Here is a 20,477-nt window from a genome sequence, read left to right on the forward strand (position 1 = left end):
TCAGAATGCTTCCGCAGCCAGTTCCATCATGGTGTCCGCGCCGGTTTCGATGCGGGCCTTGCGTAGCGCCGTTTCCGGCATGATGCGCTCCATATAAAACTTCGCCGTGACAAGCTTGGTCTTGAGGAAATCCTCGTCAGAAGTGCTACCTGCCGCAAGGGCTTCGCTCGCCGCCTTCGCCATGCGGGCCTGCATGTAACCCAGCACCACGATACCGAAGAGGTGCATGTAATCGGTCGAACCGGCACCGGCATTGTCTGGCTTGGCCATGGCGTTCTGCATGAACCACATGGTTGCGGCCTGTAGATCGTTCAAGCCCTTCTTCAGGCCCTTTGTGTAAAGGCTGAGCTTTTCGTCGGCGCGGTTTTCCTCGCAGAAATCGCCGATTTCCTTGAACAGCGCCATGACGGCACGGCCGCCATTCATGCCGAGCTTGCGGCCGACCAGATCGAGCGCCTGAATGCCGTTCGCACCCTCATAGATCATGGTGATGCGGGCATCGCGGACATATTGGCTCATGCCATGTTCCTCGATATAGCCGTGACCGCCGAAGACCTGCTGCGCCATCACGGCATGGTCGAAGCCCTTGTCGGTCAGCACGCCTTTCAGGATCGGCGTGACGAGACCGAGCAGGTCATCTGCCGTCTGACGCTCTTTCTCATCGGTCGACCGATGGGCGATATCGGATTGCAGCGCGGTCCACAGAAGGAAGGCGCGACCAGCCTCGTTATAGGCCTTGATAGTCATCAGCGTACGGCGGATATCCGGGTGCACGATGATAGGATCGGCCTTTTTATCGGGGAATTTCGCACCGGAAAGTGAACGGCCCTGAATGCGCTCGCGGGCATATTCGACCGCATTCTGATAGGCGATCTCACCCACGGACAGGCCCTGAAGGCCGACGCCGAGGCGGGCTTCGTTCATCATCACGAACATGGCGGAGAGACCCTTGTTCTCCGCACCCAAGAGATACCCCGTCGCATCGTCATAGTTCATGACGCAGGTGGCGTTGCCGTGGATGCCCATCTTGTGTTCGATCGCGCCGCAGGTGACGCCGTTGCGCTCGCCGAGCGAACCGTCCTCCTTCACGAGGAATTTCGGCACGATGAACAGCGAAATACCCTTGGTGCCTTCCGGCGCGCCCTCGATGCGGGCAATCACCAGATGGACGATATTGTCAGTCATGGAATGTTCGCCGGCCGAAATGAAGATTTTCTGGCCGGAAATCTTGTAGCTGCCGTCGCCCTGCGGAACTGCTTTTGTGCGCAGCAGGCCGAGATCGGTGCCGCAATGGGGTTCCGTCAGGTTCATGGTGCCGGACCATGTTCCCTCGACCATCTTCGGCAGATAGGTTTCTTTCTGCTCCTGCGTGCCATGGACGAGGACGGCAGCGATGGCGCCCTGCGTCAGGCCGGGATACATCATCAGCGACAGGTTGGCGGACGACATATACTCGCCAATCGCCGCATGCAGCGTATAGGGCAGGCCCTGCCCGCCGAATTCCGGCGGTACGGCGAGGCCGATCCAGCCGCCTTCACAATAGGCGTCGTAAGACTCCTTGAAACCATCAGGAACGGAAACCGAACCATCATCTGCACGCTTGCAGCCCTGTTGATCGCCAGACAGGTTCAGCGGGAAAAGCCGCTCCTCGGCAAGTTTCGCCGCCTCGCCGGTAATAGCCTCGATCATGTCAGGGGTTGCATCCTCGAAGCCGGGCAGGTTGTTATACCGCTCGAGGCCAAGAACGTCGTTCAGAATAAAAAGCGTGTCTTTAACTGGGGCCTTGTAAACAGGCATTACCGATGTTCCTCCGCATCGTGAAAGCCGGAGCCGATCCGGCCGATATGGGATGACAATATTTGACGTGCGCGTAAACGTCAAATAAATTCCGGTCGAATGTCATGGCCCTTTTTCCGCGCAATGCTTGGCCAGCCCCACGCGAAAGCGTTACGCGCCGCAAAAGTTAAAAAATTCCAACCATAGTTAACCACTTCTTTACCACGTTTCGTGAATTCTCCGACACGAGGTAACTGCTTCGTCAATCGAAGCATTTTCCTCCATGGGGGCAAATACCGGCTCTAGAATTGCTGCATGTTGTGCGACGGCATTATCAGGCGGGTAGCCGTTGCAACAAACACCGGGCACGCCGGACGGAAGCGAAGCGAGCGAGAAGATGAACGGATTGCGATCGAAAAACCAAAGCCCGAGCGACAGGTCGTCTCTTGATGCTCTCAATCGCACCATTGAAGGCCTTGAAGCCCGCATCGAAGGGCTGATGAGCCAGAAATTTCCGCGCGACCACCGCGCCACGACAGCTGAGCCGAAAAACGAGGCCCATGCCGCGCCGCGCGAGCCACGCGCCACCGTCACCCCGCCGCAACTCGACCCGGTCAACGAAATCCGCCAGCGCCAGCGCCTGCTTGAGGCAAGCTTCCAGCGCCCGCAGGAGCCCGTTGCGCGCCCGGAACGAACCATTACCAGACCGCTTGCGCCTGAATACCGGCCGAACGACGTGCAGAACGCGGCGGCCAACCCCGCACCGCGCGCGCGCTCCATCCCGCCCTATCAGGAGCAGCAGCGAAACGACGCAGCCTTGCAGGAGATCGCGCAAGCGCTCGTCAACCTGCGGCATGAGCTGAAGCACGATATCTCGGAGGGCGTGGCGCGCGAAGCGCAAGGGCTGCGAGCCGAAATCCGAAACATTCGCGCGATCGCGGAAGACCAGCAGTTCATCGGCGACCTGCGCGACGATATTGCAAGGCTTGCCGGCAGCATCGACCAGCTCGGCAATCTGGCCTCTCCCGATGCCTACGGGCTGCGCAATGAATTCGATGACCTGCGCCTCACCATCGACCAGCTTGCGCGTGAAGACAGCGTACATCGGATCGAAAGCCGCTGGAACACCGTGGAAGACACGTTGCGCGGCTTCGACACGGCCTCGCTGCAGGATGAAATCGTCTCGCTCGCCTATCGTCTCGACGACATCAAGACCCAGCTCGGCGGCATGAGCAACAATCCCGCCGTGCGCGTGCTTGAGGAAAAGCTGATCACCATCGCAAGCGCGGTGGAGCAGCTCGGCAAGCATATGCAGCCGAACGAGGCTGCCTTTACCGAACAGTTTTCCGGTCTGGACCAGCGACTGGATGAAATCAGCCGCGCCATTGCCGCTACTGGCGCCCGCTCCAACAGTGCACAGGCCACCGACAACGCACTGGCACAGCGGCTGGAAACCCGCCTGAACGGCCTTGCCGAACAGCTCGGTGATATCAATCGTATTGCCGCCGCAAAGCCCGATCCTGCTGTGGATCTCACCGCCCGTCTTGAAACGCTGGCCGCCAAGATCGACGAATTGAGCACGGCGCGCGACGCGGCACAGCTGCACGAGCGGCTGGACCAGCTTTCCCTGCTTCTGGAGCGTTCGCAGCGCCCCTCACAGCAGGCGGAACTGACATCGTTCCTCAGCGACATTTCCCGCAAGATCGACGCGCTGGATCACGGCACCGTCAATGACGGCCTGGCGGAACGGCTCGACACGCTTTCCCGGCGCATCGAAGACCTCGACTATCGCTACAGCCAGCCGCAGCCCGTTGCTGGTTTCAACGAAGGCACTTTTTCGCGCCTGGAAGAACGGCTTGGCGATATCGCGGCCCGTCTGGACGAGACCGCCCATGCCGCACCCGCCGACAGCGGCGCTTTGCTCAGCCTCGAAAATCAGATCGCCCATCTCTCCTCGCTAATCAGCCAGCCGGGTCATCACCAGCCGGCGGGCATGTCGCCGGAACTCGATGCCCGCATGTCGGCGATCGAGGACTACATGGCGTCCAACGATGAGTATATCATCGAAGCGGCTCGACAGGCGGCCGAGGCCGTTCTGGACGCCTTTACGCGCAACAATGTCTCCTCCGGCGCAAACTTCGCCGATATGACGATGCTGACCGATCTTGCCACCGATCTGCGCAGCCTCGAGGCACTGAGCCGCAACACGGAAGAACGCACGCACCGCACCTTCGAGGCGCTGCACGAGACGCTGGTGCAGATCGCCGGTCGACTGGACAGCCTTGATAATCGCGCTCCCGCTCCCGCCTATCGCGAAGAGGCAGCGCCACGCAACGTCGCGCAGCATATGATTACGCCCGCCCGCGAAGACGTGGCCATGCCGGCCGCCATCTTCCCGCAAGAGGGCTACATCACCGAAGAACAGCTTATTCTCGAAGACACGCGCGATGCCGGCGAAAACGGCGCGGATGCGATGGCAATCGTGCCGCCCGCCGCTGCAAAACCCGCAAAAGCAGAGAAAAAGAGCCTGCTTGCCGGCCTGACCAAGCGTTTCAAAACCGGCACGGCGAAGACCGCCAAATCGGCAGAGGAACCCGTATCGGCAACCACCACCCGCACGCAGGTGGAACCCGCCCCCTCGCTCGATCCAATCGACGTGCTGCCCGCGGGCCAGGAGAACGAACTTCTGGAGCCCGGCTCTGGCGCACCTGATATCAAGAAAATACTGGAACGGGTGCGCGCCAGCCAGGTCGCTTCCAGCGGCAAGGCGGCGGATGCAGAAGGCCGCACGGATTTCATCGCCGCCGCCCGTCGCGCAGCGCAGGCTGCCGCCATGGAAACCTCACCGGAGAAGCTTGAAACCGGCAAGAAAAATCGCAAGCCCGACGCTTCGGCGCTTTCACGTTATCGTCGCCCGCTGCTGCTCGGCATCGGCGCCATTCTTCTTGCGATGATGGCCATGCCGCTCGTCAAGACGATGATGGGCGGCGCGGAAGCCCCGGCACCGGTCATCGAAGAGAAGATGGGCGATGCCCCGGTCTCCGCACTTCCCGAGACCGGCGACAAGGCCGTGACCATTCCGTCCGAACTGGCTATCGATCCGCAGGAGGCGGCATCCGCCGACAGCATCGAAAACGCAGCACCATCGGAAAACACCATCGATCCGCGTACCATTGGCGGCGCGCCGCTTGCCAATGAACCGCCTGTTGCCGATGCGCCCGCTGTGGATGCGGCGACGTCAGGCACTGTCGCACAGAGTGAGCCGCAGGCACCGGTGCAGGCCGCTACCACGGCTGCCGCCGCCCAGGGCGCGATTGTAGTTCCCGCCGGTATCGAGCCAGCATCGCTGGCGGAAGCCGCAGCGAAAGGCGACACGCAGGCGCTGTACGAGATCGCAGCACGCTACACCGAGGGTCGCGGCCTTGCCGCCGATCGCGCGGAAGCCGCCAAATGGTACAAGCTGGCTGCGGATCGCGGCCTTGCTCCCGCACAATATCGTCTCGCCAACCTTTACGAGAAGGCGAATGGCGTCGAGCGCAACCTTTCCGAAGCGAAGCGCTATTACACGCTGGCAGCCGAACAGGGCAATGCAGGCGCCATGCACAATCTCGCCGTCCTGCTCGCCTCCGATGCGGCCGGCCAGCCGGATTTCACCACCGCCGCGCAATGGTTCATCAAGGCTTCCGAACTCGGCGTCCGCGACAGCCAGTTCAACCTTGCCATTCTCTACGCGCGCGGAAGCGGCGTGAAGCAGGATATCGAGGAATCCTACAAGTGGTTCTCCATTGCCGCCAAGGATGGCGACACGGACGCTGCCCAGAAGCGTGACGAGGTTGCGGGAGCGATGAACCCGCAGCAGCTTCAGAGCGCACGTGCGAAAGCCGACGCGTGGAAGGTCAAGCCGCTTTCGGAAGACGCCAACAGTGTCAATCCGCCCGAGGAATGGGCTGGCAAGGACGGCGTGAAGACTGCCTCCGTGGACATGGAAAAGGCGATCCGCAACATTCAGGCAATCCTGAACAAGAACGGTTTCGATGCCGGCCAGCCCGACGGCAAGCTTGGCAAGAACACGGTTACCGCCATCAAGGATTTCCAGAAATCCGTTGGCCAGACACCCGACGGGCGCATCACCAACGAGCTGGTGACGGCGCTGCTCGCCCGCAACAAATAACCGTTTCGCAACGGATGAAGCGGCCTTCCCGGCCGCTTCCCCGCAGTTTGGCGCCGGAATGTGGCGCTGCTCCCACGCCTGATCGCTATCTTTCCAAATTATCAACGTATTTACCGTTGAATGTTGACACGTCGGACCCTCGCGGGCATGACGGATGAAGGCTGGGCATGCCCGGTCTTTTCAGACAGAAAATGTAAATCGCGGCGCGGCCCCACACCCGGACAAGCCCTGCCGCCCGGAACCATTTGCCCGAGGTCCGAGCCGTGACTGTCTATCTGCCGATTGCAGAACTGTCGGTGAACATTTTCATCATTCTCGGCATGGGCGCGGCCGTCGGTTTTCTTTCCGGCATGTTCGGCGTGGGCGGCGGTTTTCTCATCACCCCCTTGTTGATTTTTTACAATATTCCGCCCGTAGTGGCTGTGGCGACGGGCGCAAACCAGGTGGTGGCCTCTTCCGTCTCCGGCTCGATCACGCACTTCCGGCGCGGAACGCTGGATGTGAAGCTTGGGAGCGTCCTGCTGGTCGGCGGTCTTGTGGGCGCTACGGTGGGCGTGTGGATATTCTCCTTCCTGCGCAGCATCGGCCAGCTCGATCTCATCGTTTCGCTGCTTTATGTCATCCTGCTTGGCACTGTCGGCACCTTGATGCTGAAGGAGAGCATTTCCGCCCTGCGCCGTGCTGCCCGTAATGAGACGGTGACGCTGCGCCGCCCCGGCCATCACAACTGGGTTCACCGCCTGCCGCTGAAAATGCGGTTCAAGAAGTCGAAGATCTATCTCAGCATCATTCCCGTCGTCACGCTGGGTTTCGGTATCGGCATCCTGACCTCGATCATGGGTGTCGGCGGCGGCTTCATCATGGTGCCGGCCATGATTTATCTTCTGCGTATTCCGACCAACGTCGTTGTCGGGACCTCGCTGTTCCAGATCATTTTCGTTACCGCCTATACGACCATCGTTCAGGCCGCGACGAACTATTCCGTCGATGTGGTGCTGGCCTTCATCCTGATGGTCGCGGGCGTCATCGGCGCGCAATATGGCGTGCGCGTCGGGCAGAAACTGCGCGGCGAACAACTGCGCGCGCTTTTGGCGCTTCTGGTGCTTGCAGTCGCCCTTCGCCTTGCCGTGGCACTGGTTGTTCGCCCCGAAGACCTGTTCTCGGTCGCCGTCGGAGGGTTAGGTTATTGACCCACCGCCTGCTGCTTTGCGCCTTTCTGCTTATCGGTTCCTGCCTTGCCTTTACCGCTTCGGCGCAGACACCGCCGCTTGCCCTGCCTCCCGGCACACAGCAGCGGTCCTTGCAGGAAAATATCGAAATCGGCGCATCGACGACGGAGATTCCGATCACCTCCGATTTTCGCGGGGCGGATTTCACGCTTTTCGGCGCCCTTAACAACACCGACCAGTTGCTGCTCGCTATCGGCCAATATGATATCGTTGTTACCCTCGAAGGCCCCAGCGACTACATGACCGTGCGCAAGAAGGAGCGCGTGGCCGGTATCTGGATCAATACAAGCGCCATCACCTTCACGCCGCTACCGGAATCCTATTCCATGGCCAGCACGCGCGATATCAGCGCCGTCGCTTCGCCTGGCACCTTGCGGGCAATGGGGCTGGGTGTCGAACATCTGTCGCTCAAAAGTGCGGTGTTTTCCGGCGTGCCCGACAATGTCTTCGATTTTCAGGAGGCCTATCGGCGCCTGCGGCTTTCAAGCGGCATCTATCGCAACGACACGACCGGCGTGCGGCTTGAACGCACCGGTCTGTTCTGGGCAACCTTGCGCCTGCCCGCCAACGTCCCGAACGGCGTGCATACGGCCCGTGCCTATCTCTTCAAGAGCGGAAATTTCATCGCCCAGCGCGAGCTGAAACTGCGCGTCGTCAAGACCGGCATGGAACAGGCAATCACCGATGCCGCGCATCAGACACCGCTTGCCTATGGCGCGCTGTGCGTTCTCCTCGCCGTCGTCACGGGCTGGAGTGCCAGTATTATTTTCCGCAAGGACTGAGTGTTTTTCATTCCCGTAAAAGAGCGCGTCTTTCGCCTTCGGCGTAAAAGATAGCGTTCGCTTCCTTCAATGGTTTGCGGTAAAATTCAAGACGTTACAACCACGTACGCAGCTTATGGCGGCAAGTGCGGTTGTGACCGGGATGAAAAGGAGAAATGTCATGTTCAAGCACATTCTCATTCCCACCGATGGCTCGCCGCTGGCGCAGATCGCAATCGACCAAGGGTTCGCTCTCGCCAGAGAGGCAGGCGCAAAGGTGACCGTCGTGACGGTGTCCGAACCCTTTCACGTGATTGCCAGCGATGTCGAGGACATTGCCGCCATTGCCGAAGAGGAATTCCACCGTTGCGAGGAGGCGGAGCATTTTCTGAGAGATACGCAGGCGCACGCCGCATCGATGGGGCTGGATTGCGAAGCCCTGCTGGCGCGGGCGGGACGGCCGGATGAGGCGATTGTCGAAATCGCCAACAGGACAGGCTGCGACCTCATCGCCATGGCTTCGCACCGGCGCAGAAGCTTCGTCGAGATGCTTGTCGGCAGCGTTACGGCCAAGGTGCTGAAAAACTCGAAGATACCGGTGCTGGTATACCGCCAATAGACGGGCGGAGCGATGCGCTCAGCCGAGCAGATTTGAAAACCGTACCGAATAGATGCGGTCCCGCCCCATCAGATGCGCGACGAGTGCAGCGTGGTCGAAGAGACCGCGCATGGCCTTGTGCCGCAAATCCAGTCCGCCGCTCATCACCCCGAAGGCCGGCATCAACAGGCGGGAACCATCGGTGGCGAAACAGGGGCGCCGCACCGTTTTTTCGCGACGGCGAACAGTGGCGGAGGGATGCAGATGGCCTGCGATTTCACCCGCGGCATCTCCTACCTTAGGCTCGTGGCGGAAAACGAGATTGCCGTAAAACATCTCATCTACCGAAGATCCCGGCAGATCGACCGTGCCATCCGGATCGTGATTGCCGTTGATCCATATCCAGTCACGACCACGGGCCATCTCGCGGATCAGTTCGCGCAGCATAAGCGGCAGATGCTCGGACCCGACCCGATCGTGGAAATTGTCGCCGAGGCTGACGACGATCTTCGGATCGTAACGGCTGACAAGGGAAGACAGGATTTTGAGGGTAGCGATCGTGTCGTAAGGCGGCAACATGCGCCCGCGCCGGGCAAAGGCCGCACCTTTTTCCAGATGCAGGTCCGAGACAACCAGCAGCGACAGATCGGGCAGGTAAAGCCCACCCAACGGGTCACACCAGGCGGCGACGCCGTTGATGGCAGTTTCGCTGCCAAGGCATTCGAAGCCATTGGAAAACCTGTCGCTCAATGTCAGTCGGCTTAGCACTTTTGTGGTCGTTCCTTCATTCCAGTTTGATGCTTCAGGACATGGCTTCGGCGATAAGCTCGTCTGCGGCCTCGGCCAGCACCTGATCCATCGCCTCGCCCGCCACCGTCTCGCGGCCGATTTCCAGCATGACAGGAACGGCAAGCGGCGAGACGTGCTCCAGTGCACGATGGGTGGTGTGACCCTTGATTCGCTTCAGCATATCGCCAAGACGGCCAATGTCCAAAAGTCCCGCCGCCGCATCACGTCTGGTTGCCTCCAGCAGAATATGATCCGGCTCATGGCTGCGAAGAACGTCATAAATAAGATCGGCGGAGACCGTGACCTGACGGCCCGTCTTTTCCTTTCCGGGATGGCGGCGTTCGATGAGGCCTGAAATGACGGCACAGTTGCGGAAGGTCCGCTTCAGCATGAAGGATTCGTCCAGCCACGCCTCGAGATCGTCGCCCAGCATGTCCTCGTCGAGAAGTTCCGCCAACGACAGGCGGCGGGATTTCAGCCGCCTGCCAATATCCTCCATGGCCCAGATGGCGAGCGAATAATCGGTGGCAACGAAGCCCATGGGCTTTGCGCCCGCCCGTTCCAGCCGCCGTGTCAGAAGCATGCCGAGGGTCTGGTGGGCCAGACGCCCTTCAAAAGGATACATGACCATGAAGAAGCGTTTGCGGAAGGGAAATGTCTCGACCAGCAGCTCGTCGCGCTTGGGAATGATCGATTTTTCCTTCTGGATTGCCAGCCAGTCGCGCACCTGATCCGGCAGCGACTGCCAGCGGGCGGGATCGGACAGCATGGAGCGCACCTGGTCCGCAAGGTAGGTGGAAAGCGGAAACTTGCCGCCGGCATAGGAGGGTATCTTCGGGTCCATCGAAAAGGCCTGCGACACCAGGCATTCATTCTCCCGGATGCCTTCGAAGCGCAGAACCTTGCCGGCAAACAGGAAGGTATCGCCCTGCACCAGCTGCTCGAGGAAATATTCCTCGACCTTGCCGAGCGACATGCCGCCGCGTCCGACCGAGCCCTTGGCATTGCGCTTGACCATGCGGACATTGAGTTCCGCAGCCTCGACGATGGTGCCGAGGTTGAGGCGATATTGCTGCGCGACCGCCGGATTGGAGACACGCCAGCGGCCGTCCTTCATCTGGCGGATGCGGGCGTAACGTTCATAGGTGCGCAGTGCGTATCCACCGGTAGCGGTAAAATCCACAACGCGGTCGAAGGTAGAACGCGGTAGATCGGCATAGGGTGAAGCGCTGGTCACTTCACGATAGAGATCATCCGCATCGAAAGGTTCGGCGCAGGCCATACCGAGCACATGCTGGGCAAGAACATCCAGTGCGCCTTCGGCAATGGGGGGCGTATCCTGCGCGCCGATATAGTTCGCATCGAGTGCGGCCCGGCACTCCATCACCTCGAAACGGTTGGCGGGAACGAGGATTGCCTTTGACGGCTCATCCATGCGGTGATTGGCGCGGCCGATGCGTTGGGCAAGGCGGCTCGCCCCCTTTGGCGCGCCGACATGCACGACGAGATCGACATCGCCCCAGTCTATGCCGAGATCGAGCGTGGAGGTGGCGACGACCGCGCGCAATTTGTTTTCAGCCATCGCGGCCTCCACCCGGCGGCGCTGTCCGGCATCCAGCGAACCGTGATGCAAGGCGATCGGAAGATTATCGTCGTTTACATTCCAGAGTTCCTGAAAAATCCGTTCCGCCTGCGAACGGGTGTTAACGAAGATGAGCGTCGTCTGGTGCGCCTTCAGAGCGGGATACAAATCCTTCATGGCGTAGCGCGCGGAATGGCCGGACCATGGAATACGCTCCTCCGTCTGCAGAATGGCGATGTTTGGCTTGGCGCCGCCTTCCACTGTTATAAGACCTGCGGGCGGTTCTCCCTGCCCCTGCGGTGCCAGGTAACGGCGCAAATCCATCGGCTCCGCCACCGTGGCGGAAAGGCCAATGAAGCGGACATGCGGCGCGTGCCTGCGCACCCGCGCGAGCGCGAGCGACAGCAGATGGCCACGCTTGGAGGTGACGAGCGAGTGCAGCTCATCCAGCACCACATATTTCAGGTCGCGGAAAAAGCGCTCGGCTTCCTTGTTGGCAAGCAGCAGCGACACCTGTTCCGGCGTCGTCAGGAGAATATCGGGCGGTTTGACCTTCTGGCGCTGGCGTTTTGCCTGCGGCGTATCGCCGGTGCGGGTTTCGATTGAGATCGGCAGGCCCATTTCCGTGACAGGCTTGGTGAGATTGCGTTCGATATCCACCGCAAGTGCCTTGAGCGGCGAGATGTAAAGCGTGTGCACGCCGACAAAGGCGGAGCCCGGCGGCACCTTGCCGCGTTCAGCAAGATCGGTGAGCGACGCCATGAAGCCGCCCAGCGTCTTGCCGGCACCCGTCGGTGCAATCAGCAGCATGTTTTCGCCGCCACGCGCCCGAGCCATCAGCTCCAATTGATGCGCGCGCGGGGACCACCCTTTTTCGGCAAACCATTTCTGGAATGAAAGGGGCAAGGTGCCGACATGCGTGCCGGAAATGGGAGACTCAGCGTGTTTCACGCCTTCAAGGTAGTGAGAAACCTTGAAAAAAGAAGAGCGGAACAGAGCTGCTTGACAGGAATGCATAATCATGGATAAATAATGTCCACGATACTAAAGCAAACCAAACGTGAGCAAATCGGATGAAACTCGGCGACGGCGTTGAACAGGCCATTCACAGCGTAGGCATGTTAGCGGGACTTTCCGAAGGCGGCGTGCTCTCGGCGGCGGCGCTGGCAGAATTCCATGGCGTTTCCACGAGTTATCTCTTGAAGCACCTGCAATTGCTTTCCGGTGCCGGAATAGTTTCCACCGTACCAGGGCCGAAGGGCGGTTATCGTCTGGCCCGGACAACCGACAAGATTACCCTGCTTGATATTGTTCTGGCCGTGGAGGGACCACAGCCTGCCTTTCGCTGCGCGGAAATTCGCCAGCGTGGGCCGAACCCCTTGCCGGGACGTTATTTCACCAAGCCCTGCGGCATCAACGCCGCGATGCTGAAGGCGGAGAAAGCCTATCGGGCGGAACTCGCTAAAACCAGCATTGCCGACATTCTGGGCGACCTTGCCGCCACTGACGACGGCGGCATTGCGGCACGCGGCTGCGCCTTTCTGGAGCTGAACGAGCGCAGGACGGCGACGCGCTAGAACCTAAAAACACCCAACCATCTGAAATACCGGAGAGCTTCGCAGCTTCCCGGAACGATGACACATGCCCCTCAACCTGAACCACGAATGGAGAGAGACACATGAAAACCCGTTTGAACTACGCCAAGGCATCCCCTGAAGCCTTCAAAGCCGTGATGGCGCTCGAAACTTACGTCCAGAGCAGCGGCCTCGAGCGCCGCTTCGTTCATCTCATCAAGCTGCGCGCATCAATCATCAATGGCTGCGCGTTCTGTGTGGACATGCATGTGAAGGAAAGCCGTCACGACGGTCTTTCCGAACAGTGGATCAACCTGATGAGCGTTTGGCGGGAATCCCCGTTATATACCGAACAGGAACGGGCGTTGCTCGGCTGGGTGGATGCGGTAACGAAGATTGCCCAAACCGGCGCTCCGGATGACGCCTTCGAGGCCCTGAAGGCGCATTTCTCCGATGAGGACATCGTGAAGATCACCGTTGCCATCGGTGCCATCAACACCTGGAACCGCATCGCCGTCGGCTTCCGTTCGCAGCACCCGGTCGAAGCGGCAGCAAAAGCAGCCTGATCCGCTTTACCTGCACCGGACGACCGTTACATGGCGATGTAGCGGTCATTTCTATGATTGATGGCGAGCGCGAGGTTCATGACCAGCGCGCCGAGGATGGAGCACAGGATGACGAAGGGTGTCGCCACGAAGAATGAGCAGGCCAGCACCATGCCATCGAAGGCGAGCTGGACGAGACCGGCGCGCCAGCCAAAACGGTCCTGGAGATAAAGCGCCAATATGCCGAAGCCGCCGAGGCTAGTGCGATGGCGGAACAGTGCCAGCATGCCTGCCGCGACCGTCAACCCGCCGAAAAGGGCGGCCGCGACGGGATTGATGCTTTCGAAAGCGAAGAAGCCCGGCATATATTCCGAAAGCAGCGCCGTCATGGCAATGGAGCAAAAGGTCTTGACCGTGAAGGCAAGGCCGAGACGGCGGAAGGCGAGATAATAAAACGGCAGATTGACGAGGAAGAACACCGCGCCGAAGCTGAAGCCGATCGAATAGTGCACCAGAAAGGCAATACCCACCACACCCCCGGTGAGGAGGCCCGCAGCGGAAAGCAGCGTCACGCCGAGCGAGACCAGCATGCTGCCCGCCAGAACGCCCTGGGCATCTTCCAGCAGCGAATGGCGATCGGGCGCGGAAGCCCAGATATTCACGCGCTTTCGCGTAGTCGTATCGCCCATGCCTGTTCCCCTGATTTTCCGGCCTTGATCGAGCTATTGCGCCCAAGCGCGAGAGATTTCAAGCGTACTTTATTCAGCGCACAACGATGTATCTGTCCGAGCGGTGGTTGATGGCGAGAAACATGTTGAGGACGAAAGCGCCGACAATCGAATAAATAACGGTGGCCGGATCGATGACGAGGAAGGCGCAGAGCATCACGAATGCATCGAAGGCAAGCTGGATCAGGCCGGCGCGGATGCCGAAGCGGTCCTGAATATAGATGGCCAGAATGCCGATGCCGCCGAGGCTGGCGCGATGGCGATAAAGCGCCAGCAACCCGTAACCGAGGAGCAGGCCACCGAGCAGCGCCGCCCAGAGCGGGTTGATGCTGTCAATGACCATCCAGCGCGCTTCCACTTCCGTCAGCACCGAAACAAGACCGATGGCAATGAAGGTCTTGATGGAAAAGGCAAGACCGAGGCGGCGGAACGAGAGGTAATAGAAGGGCAGATTGACGAGGAAGAACAGGAGGCCGAAGCTGATGCCGAAGGCATAGTGAATGAGGAAGGCGACGCCGGCGGTGCCACCGGTCAAAAGGCCGACCTTGTTCAGCAGATAAAAACCGAGCGCCGATACGATAGCTCCGGTAACGATGCCCTGCACGTCTTCCACCGGCGCATGTTTGGCCGGATCCGAACTCCACATGCTGTAAACGCTTCTCGTTCTGCTCACGCTTTTTCCCTCAGGTTTCCGCGCATTTTGCACTGCAACAAACACGCGATCAAGATGGATACGTAAGGACGACTGACCTATCGTGAAAAAGGCAAGAAACGAAATGTTCAGGCTTTGGCGCGGGCAAGAAAAAGAATGCCGGAAAGGGGTTTTCCGGCATCCTTGCGAATGGTGGTTTTGCGGATTTCGATAAGAGAATAGCCCGCCCGCTCAAGAAGGCCGCTCACATAGCTTTTCGAATGTGCGTAACGCAGCGATTCCCGCAGCACGAAACCATCTTCATCCCCTGCGTCCTCCACCGAAAAGGCGAAGAAGCCGGAGGGCTCAAGCAGGGCCGAAACGAGGGGCATGACGGTTTCGAGACTGCCGAGATACATCATCACGTCGGCGGCGGCGACGAGGTCCGCGCGGTGGTGCGGCATTGCCGACGCGAACAGTCCCGAGGCGTCAGCTTCCAGCGATAGATCGGCCTGGCCGAGATGGTCGTAAAGTCCCTTTTCCTCCGCCTTGGCGAGCATGTTCTGGGAAATGTCGAAACCTTCCAGCCGCTTCGCCAGGGAGCGGATTTCAACGCCGAGAAGGCCGGTGCCGCAGCCGATATCGACAATGGTGTCGAAGACGCCGCCTCCCGTCGCCTTGCCGATCAGTTCCGCCAGCTTCTGCGGTACGCTGTAATCCAGTTTCTCGACGAGCGACGTTTCGAAACGGTCTGCATAATCGTCGAACAGCCCTTCCACATAACGGCTCGGCGGCTGCTCCGGTGTGTCCGCGGCGCCGAGAACCGCGAGTTTCAGTTCGGCTGCAAACAGCCCTTCCGTATCCAGTTCGGCGACTTTTTCGTAAGCCGCCACGGCTTTGTCCGTTTCCCCCGCCTTTTCATGATATTCCCCGAAGCGAAACCAGCCCGCCGTCCACCGCGGCGCAAGTTCAAGCGCCTGCTCCATGAGTTCGGCGGCGGCGGGATAATCACCGCTCTCCGCCAACATGCGGGCATAGTCCGCCCGGCGGTCGGCAATGACGTCACCGGAAGAAAACTGGTTTGGGGCCATTCAAGATTTCCTGAGAAGATGTCGGCTGTCATTTATCAAGCCATAAAAAAACTCAAGTCCTATTTCATGGCGCACTCATGGAATTGCGAATATGACGCGATATAGTGCACCGAAACTTGCATCGAAGCAGCGTGCTTCATATGTCAGGACAAAACAGGAGACTTGCTGATGGCCGGTGAGGTCAACAAAATGCTGGGTGATACGGTGGCCCGCACCGTGGTGAAGCTGCTGGTGGTTTCATTGCTCGTCGGCTTTCTGATGGCGATCTTCGGATTGACGCCATGGAATATCATCTATGGCGCACGCGACTTCGTGGTCGATCTGTGGCGCAGCGGTTTCCACGCGCTTGGCGCAATCGGCGACTATCTGATCCTTGGCGCGACGATCGTCATACCCATTTTCATCATCCTGCGCCTCCTGAGCTATCGCCGCTGACATGACCGACACATCTTTCCAGACGCTTACGCGGCGCGGCTTCGTGCTGATTTCCGCCGGTTCCGTTCTTTCCGCCTGTGTTTCCGTGCCTACAAACAAGGGCATGCCGTCAGGCACCCGCGATGAGACCGCGGCAGCGCTTCCAATGGTCAACGAGTTGCGCCGCTCGAAAGGGCTTTCGCCACTCTCCTTCAGTAGTGCGGCAAGTGGTGCGGCCGCTTATCAGGCCGGACGCATGGTCAAGGCGCAGAAGATGGCGCATCTGATCGGCCTGACCGACAGTTTCCTCATCCGCATGAAGGACGGCAATGTGCCGCTACCAGCAGCGGAAAACGTGGCGGCCGGGCAGGACAGCGTGGAGCGTGTCGTCAAGGCCTGGATCGGCTCGAAACATCATCTCGAAAACATGCTCGGACCATATAATGGCCTTGGCGTCGCGGTTGCCTATGATGCCGCAAGCCGCAACCGGCCCTACTGGGCGATGGTGCTCTGCGCGTGAGATAACGGGGGGCGCCCCCTCCACCCTCATTCCTGTCCCTGTCACAGGGATGAGACAGGAGAGCACACCACCACGATAAGCACTTATCTTAACCGACGCAGCGTCTCGACCGTTCAGGTCATCGTCATCCAAGCTTGCGGTCGGCCCAGCGGTCGACCGTGCTGTCGCGTAGGTCACGAATGGACTGCACACCTTCGCGAGAGACCAGCTTCGACAGGCCTTTGACGATGGACGACGGCAGGCCGGGGCCTTCATAGACCATGCAGGAATAGAGCTGAACCAGATCGGCCCCTGCCCTTACCTTTTCCAGTGCCGTTTCCGGCGAAGAAACGCCACCCACGCCGATGATGGGCAGATTGCTGCCGACGCGCCGGCGCATCTTGGCGAGAACAGTGGTCGACAGCTCGAATAGCGGCTTGCCGGACAATCCACCCGCCTCACCCTTATGCGGACCGGGCCGCAGGCCTTCACGCGAGAGCGTGGTGTTGGAGACGATCAGGCCATCGAGATCATGGGCCAGCGCCTCTTCCGCCACGTCATCCAGCCCTTCCTCGGTCAGATCGGGCGCGATCTTCAGGAAGATCGGAATGCGTTTGCCAAAACGTTCGGCTTCTGCCCTGCGGCGCTCCAGCACGGCGCCAAGAAGTGCCGCGAGGCTTTCGCGCGCCTGCAAGTCACGCAGACCCGGCGTATTGGGCGAAGAGATGTTGACGGTGAAATAGGATGCGACCGAATAAAAGGCCTCGATGCCCTGGACATAATCGGCGATGCGGTCTTCGCTGTCCTTGTTGGCACCGATATTGACGCCGACGATGCCGCGTAGCTGCGCCTGCTTCAGGCGCTCCAGCGCCGCGGCATGGCCTTCATTGTTGAAACCGAGGCGGTTGATGACGCCTTCATCCTCAACCAGACGGAAGATGCGCGGTTTGGGATTGCCGGATTGCCCACGCGGCGTGACGGTGCCGATTTCAGTAAAGCCGAAACCGAGCCTCAGAAGCGGTCCCGGGACTTCCGCATTCTTGTCGTAACCCGCCGCCATGCCGAGCGGATTGGGGAAAACGAGGCCTGCAACGGTCTGCTGCAGCCGCGGATCGTGCGGCACCATGCAGGTGGGCAGAAAGCCGCTTTTCAGCGCCGCCACGGACAGACCATGTGCCTTTTCCGCATCGACAAGAAACAGGCCCTTGCGGCCGATTGAGGAAAATAATCCGCTCATCACAAAATCTCCGGAAACTGGTGCTGGCCATCATGGCCGAGTGAAAGCGGCGTTTCCCAAAGCACGGCGGTCAAGGGAAGAGACGCATAGAGATGGGGGAAAAGGTCGCCGCCTCTCGAGGGTTCATAAACCAGCTTGTCGCCAAGTGCTGCACCATCAACAGCGATCAGAAGCAGGTCGGTCTGGCCGGAAAAATGCCGGGCGGCAGTCTCGGCCGCCTGCTTTGCCGTTGAAAAATGAATGAACCCATCCGTCAGATCGATGGCGGCGCCTTCGAAGACGCCTTGTGCCCTGGCTGCGTTCCACAACGTCTCCGGCACGATTTTGTAAATGATCGCGGACGTTTCCTGCATGGGGCTCTCCGAAGGCTTTCCAAGGCTTTTCAGTCTGGGCGGTTTGCCGCAAAGCGGGTCGATTGTCCACAGTTTCCACGGCATTTTTATTCCCGCGACGGCTGTTCCCAAGCTTTTTCTTGTAATACGCAACCGATTAGAGCAACCTTTCAGCAGAGGAGCCGGAAGCAGTCTAGACTGCCGGCAAACGGGAGTGCGCCATACCTTTCAAAGAACCGCATAACGCCCTTGGGAGGGGGCCAGAATGTCGGAACTTGTCATTATCATCGCAGACGACCACCCGCTTTTTCGCGGTGCCCTCAAACAGGCCGTATCCGGTCTCGACGGGCAGCAGACAATCATGGAAGCCGGGGATTTCGAGGCTGCCAGAAGTGCCGCGACGGCATGCAACGACGCCGATCTGATGCTTCTGGACCTCGCCATGCCGGGTGTCAGCGGATTTTCAGGCTTGATGGCGCTGCGGGCGGAATTTTCCAGCCTGCCCATCGTCATCGTTTCGGCAACGGACGACGCGACCACTGTTCGCCGGTCCATCGAACTCGGCGCTTCCGGTTTTATTTCCAAATCCTCGGGCATCGACGATATCAGGGATGGCATTCGCGCGGTTCTTGAAGGCGATGTGTGGATACCGGCAAGCTGTCAGGGCGAAAAGGAGCATGATCCTGACGTGGCTGATCTCATCGGCCGGCTCAGAACGCTGACGCCGCAACAGAGTCGGGTTCTGGGCATGCTGGCCGAAGGCCTGCTGAACAAGCAGATCGCCTATGCGCTGAATGTTTCGGAAGCCACCATCAAGGCGCATGTCTCCGCTATTCTGTTGAAGCTTAAGGTCGATAGCCGTACACAGGCGGTGATACAGCTCAGCAAGATAAACACATCGGCCATGGTGGCATAATCGAGGATTTTATTCCTTTCTTTTCTTTACTCCTGACGGGATATGGTCTAGATTCCGCGAAGTAAACGACAGGAGCTTTTCCGCCACGGGCTCCACCTGCGGGCTTTCATCATGCTTTCACACGAGACGATCTGGAGCGCCATCGATACGCTTGCCAAACGTCACCAACTGACGCCTTCGGCCTTGGCGAAGCGTGCCGGTCTCGATCCTACCTCGTTCAACAAATCGAAGCGTTTCGGCCCGGATGGCCGCAAACGCTGGCCTTCGACGGAATCGGTATCCAAGGTGCTGGAGGCGACGGGGGCAAGCGTCGACCAGTTTTTTGGTTATGCTTTCGGCAGGACGCAGACAATGCAGCCTTCAGGTGCGGACAATGCCATCCCCCTGCTCGGTTTTGCGCAGGCGGGCTCCGGCGGCTTTTTCGACGATGGCGGTTTTCCGGCCGGTCAAGGCTGGGATGTGGTGGAGTTCCCCTCTTCTCCCGAACGCAAGCAGGGCGTCTACGCGCTGGAAGTACAGGGCGAAAGCATGATGCCGCTTTACCGCGACGGCGATATCCTGATCGTGGAGCCGGGCGCGCAGGTGCGGCGCGGCGACCGCGTGGTGCTGAAAAGCCGAGACGGCGAAGTGATGGCCAAGGTGCTGGCGCGGCAAAGCCCCAAGAATATAGAGCTTCTTTCGCTCAATCCCGAACATCCGAACCGCAGCTTCGACATGGCCGATGTGGAATGGATCGCCCGCATCATCTGGGCCAGCCAATAGACACCGCCATTGCGAAGACAGGCGTCCTACTTGCCCGGGCACAACTCAGAGAGCAGGCGTCGATACTATCCCTTTACAGACCGAGTGACGTTGCCGCGGCATCAACCGTCATGATCTTCGCGCCGCCGGAAGCTGCCCTGCGGACAAGGCTCTGAAGTTTGTCTTCCGGGCAACCGTAAAAGCTCGGCGTCTGCGAAACATCATGGGTGAAAATGATGAGCCAGCCGCCATTTTGCAAAACATCCTCGAGCCAACGATCGGCGGCATCGAGATAGTTTTGGTCCGCGCGCAACTCCACCCCGGCAAGATTGTACGGATCGATGCTGCCCCGGTTGATGCCAGGCATGATGCCGCGAGCGGTCTTGAACCTTCGTCGTAACAGGGGCTGCATGACGGGCGAGGCCATGCCGAAAGGAACGGAGAAATTCCGCCTGCCTCGGTTTTTGGCGAACGATCCCAGCACGGTTTCGTTGTGATCAAGATCCTCTTCAAGCCCGCGCCGTGAAAAGCTCGAGAGTTTGCGATGGGAAAAAGTATGGCAGGCAAGCTCGTGGCCAGCCACTGCAAGTTCCGAACAGCCTTCGGTTGAAATCATGTCCTGCTGTTCATAGTGCTTGTCGATAAAAGTACCTGCGAGATAAAATGTCCCGCGAACACCCTCGCTTTCCAGAATGCGCGCGCCCTTTGTCCAGGCGGTCGCCGGCACATCATCGAATGTGAAGGAGACGATTGGTTCGGACGTTTTGATCAGCGCCGCCGGTCCTGGAAAGTACTGCACCAGCCGGTTATTGATCCTGTCTGCAAATGTCCCGATTTTTTGTGTCATGCATAAGCCCCCCGGC

19 protein-coding genes are annotated in these 20,477 nt (G+C 59.6%); 10 read left to right on the forward strand and 9 right to left on the reverse strand.

Annotated elements, in window-relative coordinates; all coding sequences use genetic code 11:
• A complete protein-coding gene (locus tag J5276_RS12525; protein WP_112154775.1) occupies nt 1-1,797 on the reverse strand; it encodes an acyl-CoA dehydrogenase C-terminal domain-containing protein in 1,797 nt (598 codons plus the stop codon).
• A gap of 376 nt (nt 1,798-2,173) precedes the next feature.
• On the opposite strand from J5276_RS12525, the gene podJ reads away from it, so the two are divergent.
• The 4 genes from podJ to J5276_RS12545 all read left to right on the forward strand — a co-directional run bounded on the left by podJ (nt 2,174) and on the right by J5276_RS12545 (nt 8,556).
• A complete protein-coding gene (podJ, locus tag J5276_RS12530) occupies nt 2,174-5,947 on the forward strand; it encodes a cell division protein PodJ (protein ID WP_112154776.1) in 3,774 nt (1,257 codons plus the stop codon).
• Between the two features lie 263 nt (nt 5,948-6,210).
• Nucleotides 6,211-7,137: a sulfite exporter TauE/SafE family protein gene (locus J5276_RS12535; protein WP_003514964.1), complete on the forward strand. Its 927-nt coding sequence runs from the start codon at nt 6,211-6,213 to the stop codon at nt 7,135-7,137.
• A complete protein-coding gene (locus tag J5276_RS12540; protein ID WP_013635439.1) occupies nt 7,134-7,958 on the forward strand; it encodes a TIGR02186 family protein in 825 nt (274 codons plus the stop codon). Before J5276_RS12535 ends, J5276_RS12540 begins: the two co-directional genes overlap by 4 nt.
• Before the next feature lie 160 nt (nt 7,959-8,118).
• Nucleotides 8,119-8,556 (forward strand): universal stress protein, encoded by a 438-nt coding sequence (locus J5276_RS12545; protein WP_003514961.1) that lies wholly within the window; start codon nt 8,119-8,121, stop codon nt 8,554-8,556.
• A gap of 18 nt (nt 8,557-8,574) precedes the next feature.
• On the opposite strand, the gene pdeM is transcribed toward J5276_RS12545, so the two are convergent.
• A complete protein-coding gene (gene pdeM / locus J5276_RS12550; protein ID WP_025592414.1) occupies nt 8,575-9,303 on the reverse strand; it encodes a ligase-associated DNA damage response endonuclease PdeM in 729 nt (242 codons plus the stop codon).
• A 34-nt stretch (nt 9,304-9,337) separates the two neighbouring features.
• Nucleotides 9,338-11,929 carry a ligase-associated DNA damage response DEXH box helicase gene (locus J5276_RS12555; RefSeq protein WP_236761465.1) on the reverse strand — a complete coding sequence of 864 codons (2,592 nt, stop codon included), beginning with the start codon at nt 11,927-11,929 and terminating at the stop codon, nt 9,338-9,340.
• A gap of 50 nt (nt 11,930-11,979) precedes the next feature.
• Here J5276_RS12555 and J5276_RS12560 point away from each other — a divergent pair, with 50 nt between their 5' ends.
• Entirely contained in the window at nt 11,980-12,483 is a 504-nt protein-coding gene (locus tag J5276_RS12560) for an Rrf2 family transcriptional regulator (RefSeq protein ID WP_013635435.1), read from the forward strand.
• A gap of 101 nt (nt 12,484-12,584) precedes the next feature.
• Nucleotides 12,585-13,046: a carboxymuconolactone decarboxylase family protein gene (locus J5276_RS12565; RefSeq protein WP_112154778.1), complete on the forward strand. Its 462-nt coding sequence runs from the start codon at nt 12,585-12,587 to the stop codon at nt 13,044-13,046.
• Nucleotides 13,047-13,072: 26 nt separating this feature from the next.
• Here the strand turns inward: J5276_RS12565 and J5276_RS12570 are convergent, their stop codons facing one another.
• The 3 genes from J5276_RS12570 to J5276_RS12580 form a co-directional block, all read right to left on the reverse strand.
• Entirely contained in the window at nt 13,073-13,714 is a 642-nt protein-coding gene (locus J5276_RS12570; RefSeq protein WP_174005492.1) for a YitT family protein, read from the reverse strand.
• 73 nt (nt 13,715-13,787) lie between these two features.
• Nucleotides 13,788-14,399 carry a YitT family protein gene (locus J5276_RS12575; protein ID WP_025592410.1) on the reverse strand — a complete coding sequence of 204 codons (612 nt, stop codon included), beginning with the start codon at nt 14,397-14,399 and terminating at the stop codon, nt 13,788-13,790.
• A gap of 134 nt (nt 14,400-14,533) precedes the next feature.
• On the reverse strand, nt 14,534-15,475 hold the full coding sequence (locus tag J5276_RS12580; protein ID WP_162632879.1) for a class I SAM-dependent methyltransferase: 942 nt from the start codon (nt 15,473-15,475) through the stop codon (nt 14,534-14,536).
• A gap of 168 nt (nt 15,476-15,643) precedes the next feature.
• On the opposite strand from J5276_RS12580, the gene J5276_RS12585 reads away from it, so the two are divergent.
• Complete coding sequence (locus tag J5276_RS12585; RefSeq protein ID WP_003514949.1) at nt 15,644-15,910, forward strand: DUF6460 domain-containing protein; 267 nt, start codon at nt 15,644-15,646, stop codon at nt 15,908-15,910.
• A gap of 1 nt (nt 15,911) precedes the next feature.
• Nucleotides 15,912-16,409, forward strand: a complete 498-nt coding sequence (locus tag J5276_RS12590; protein WP_013635432.1) for a CAP domain-containing protein — start codon at nt 15,912-15,914, stop codon at nt 16,407-16,409.
• A gap of 124 nt (nt 16,410-16,533) precedes the next feature.
• On the opposite strand, the gene J5276_RS12595 is transcribed toward J5276_RS12590, so the two are convergent.
• Nucleotides 16,534-17,625, reverse strand: a complete 1,092-nt coding sequence (locus J5276_RS12595) for a quinone-dependent dihydroorotate dehydrogenase (RefSeq protein ID WP_112154779.1) — start codon at nt 17,623-17,625, stop codon at nt 16,534-16,536.
• Nucleotides 17,625-17,978 carry a DUF952 domain-containing protein gene (locus tag J5276_RS12600; protein WP_112154780.1) on the reverse strand — a complete coding sequence of 118 codons (354 nt, stop codon included), beginning with the start codon at nt 17,976-17,978 and terminating at the stop codon, nt 17,625-17,627. Before J5276_RS12600 ends, J5276_RS12595 begins: the two co-directional genes overlap by 1 nt.
• Before the next feature lie 244 nt (nt 17,979-18,222).
• Between J5276_RS12600 and J5276_RS12605 the strand changes: the two genes are divergently transcribed.
• Both J5276_RS12605 and J5276_RS12610 read left to right on the forward strand, forming a co-directional pair.
• Entirely contained in the window at nt 18,223-18,873 is a 651-nt protein-coding gene (locus J5276_RS12605) for a response regulator transcription factor (protein WP_003514945.1), read from the forward strand.
• Between the two features lie 111 nt (nt 18,874-18,984).
• Entirely contained in the window at nt 18,985-19,635 is a 651-nt protein-coding gene (locus J5276_RS12610) for a helix-turn-helix transcriptional regulator (protein WP_003514944.1), read from the forward strand.
• A gap of 73 nt (nt 19,636-19,708) precedes the next feature.
• On the opposite strand, the gene J5276_RS12615 is transcribed toward J5276_RS12610, so the two are convergent.
• On the reverse strand, nt 19,709-20,461 hold the full coding sequence (locus J5276_RS12615) for a polysaccharide deacetylase family protein (RefSeq protein ID WP_112154781.1): 753 nt from the start codon (nt 20,459-20,461) through the stop codon (nt 19,709-19,711).
• Between the last annotated feature and the right edge of the window lie 16 nt (nt 20,462-20,477).

Source organism: Agrobacterium sp. S7/73 (assembly GCF_019355535.1).
Classification (GTDB): Bacteria; Pseudomonadota; Alphaproteobacteria; order Rhizobiales; family Rhizobiaceae; genus Agrobacterium; species Agrobacterium tumefaciens.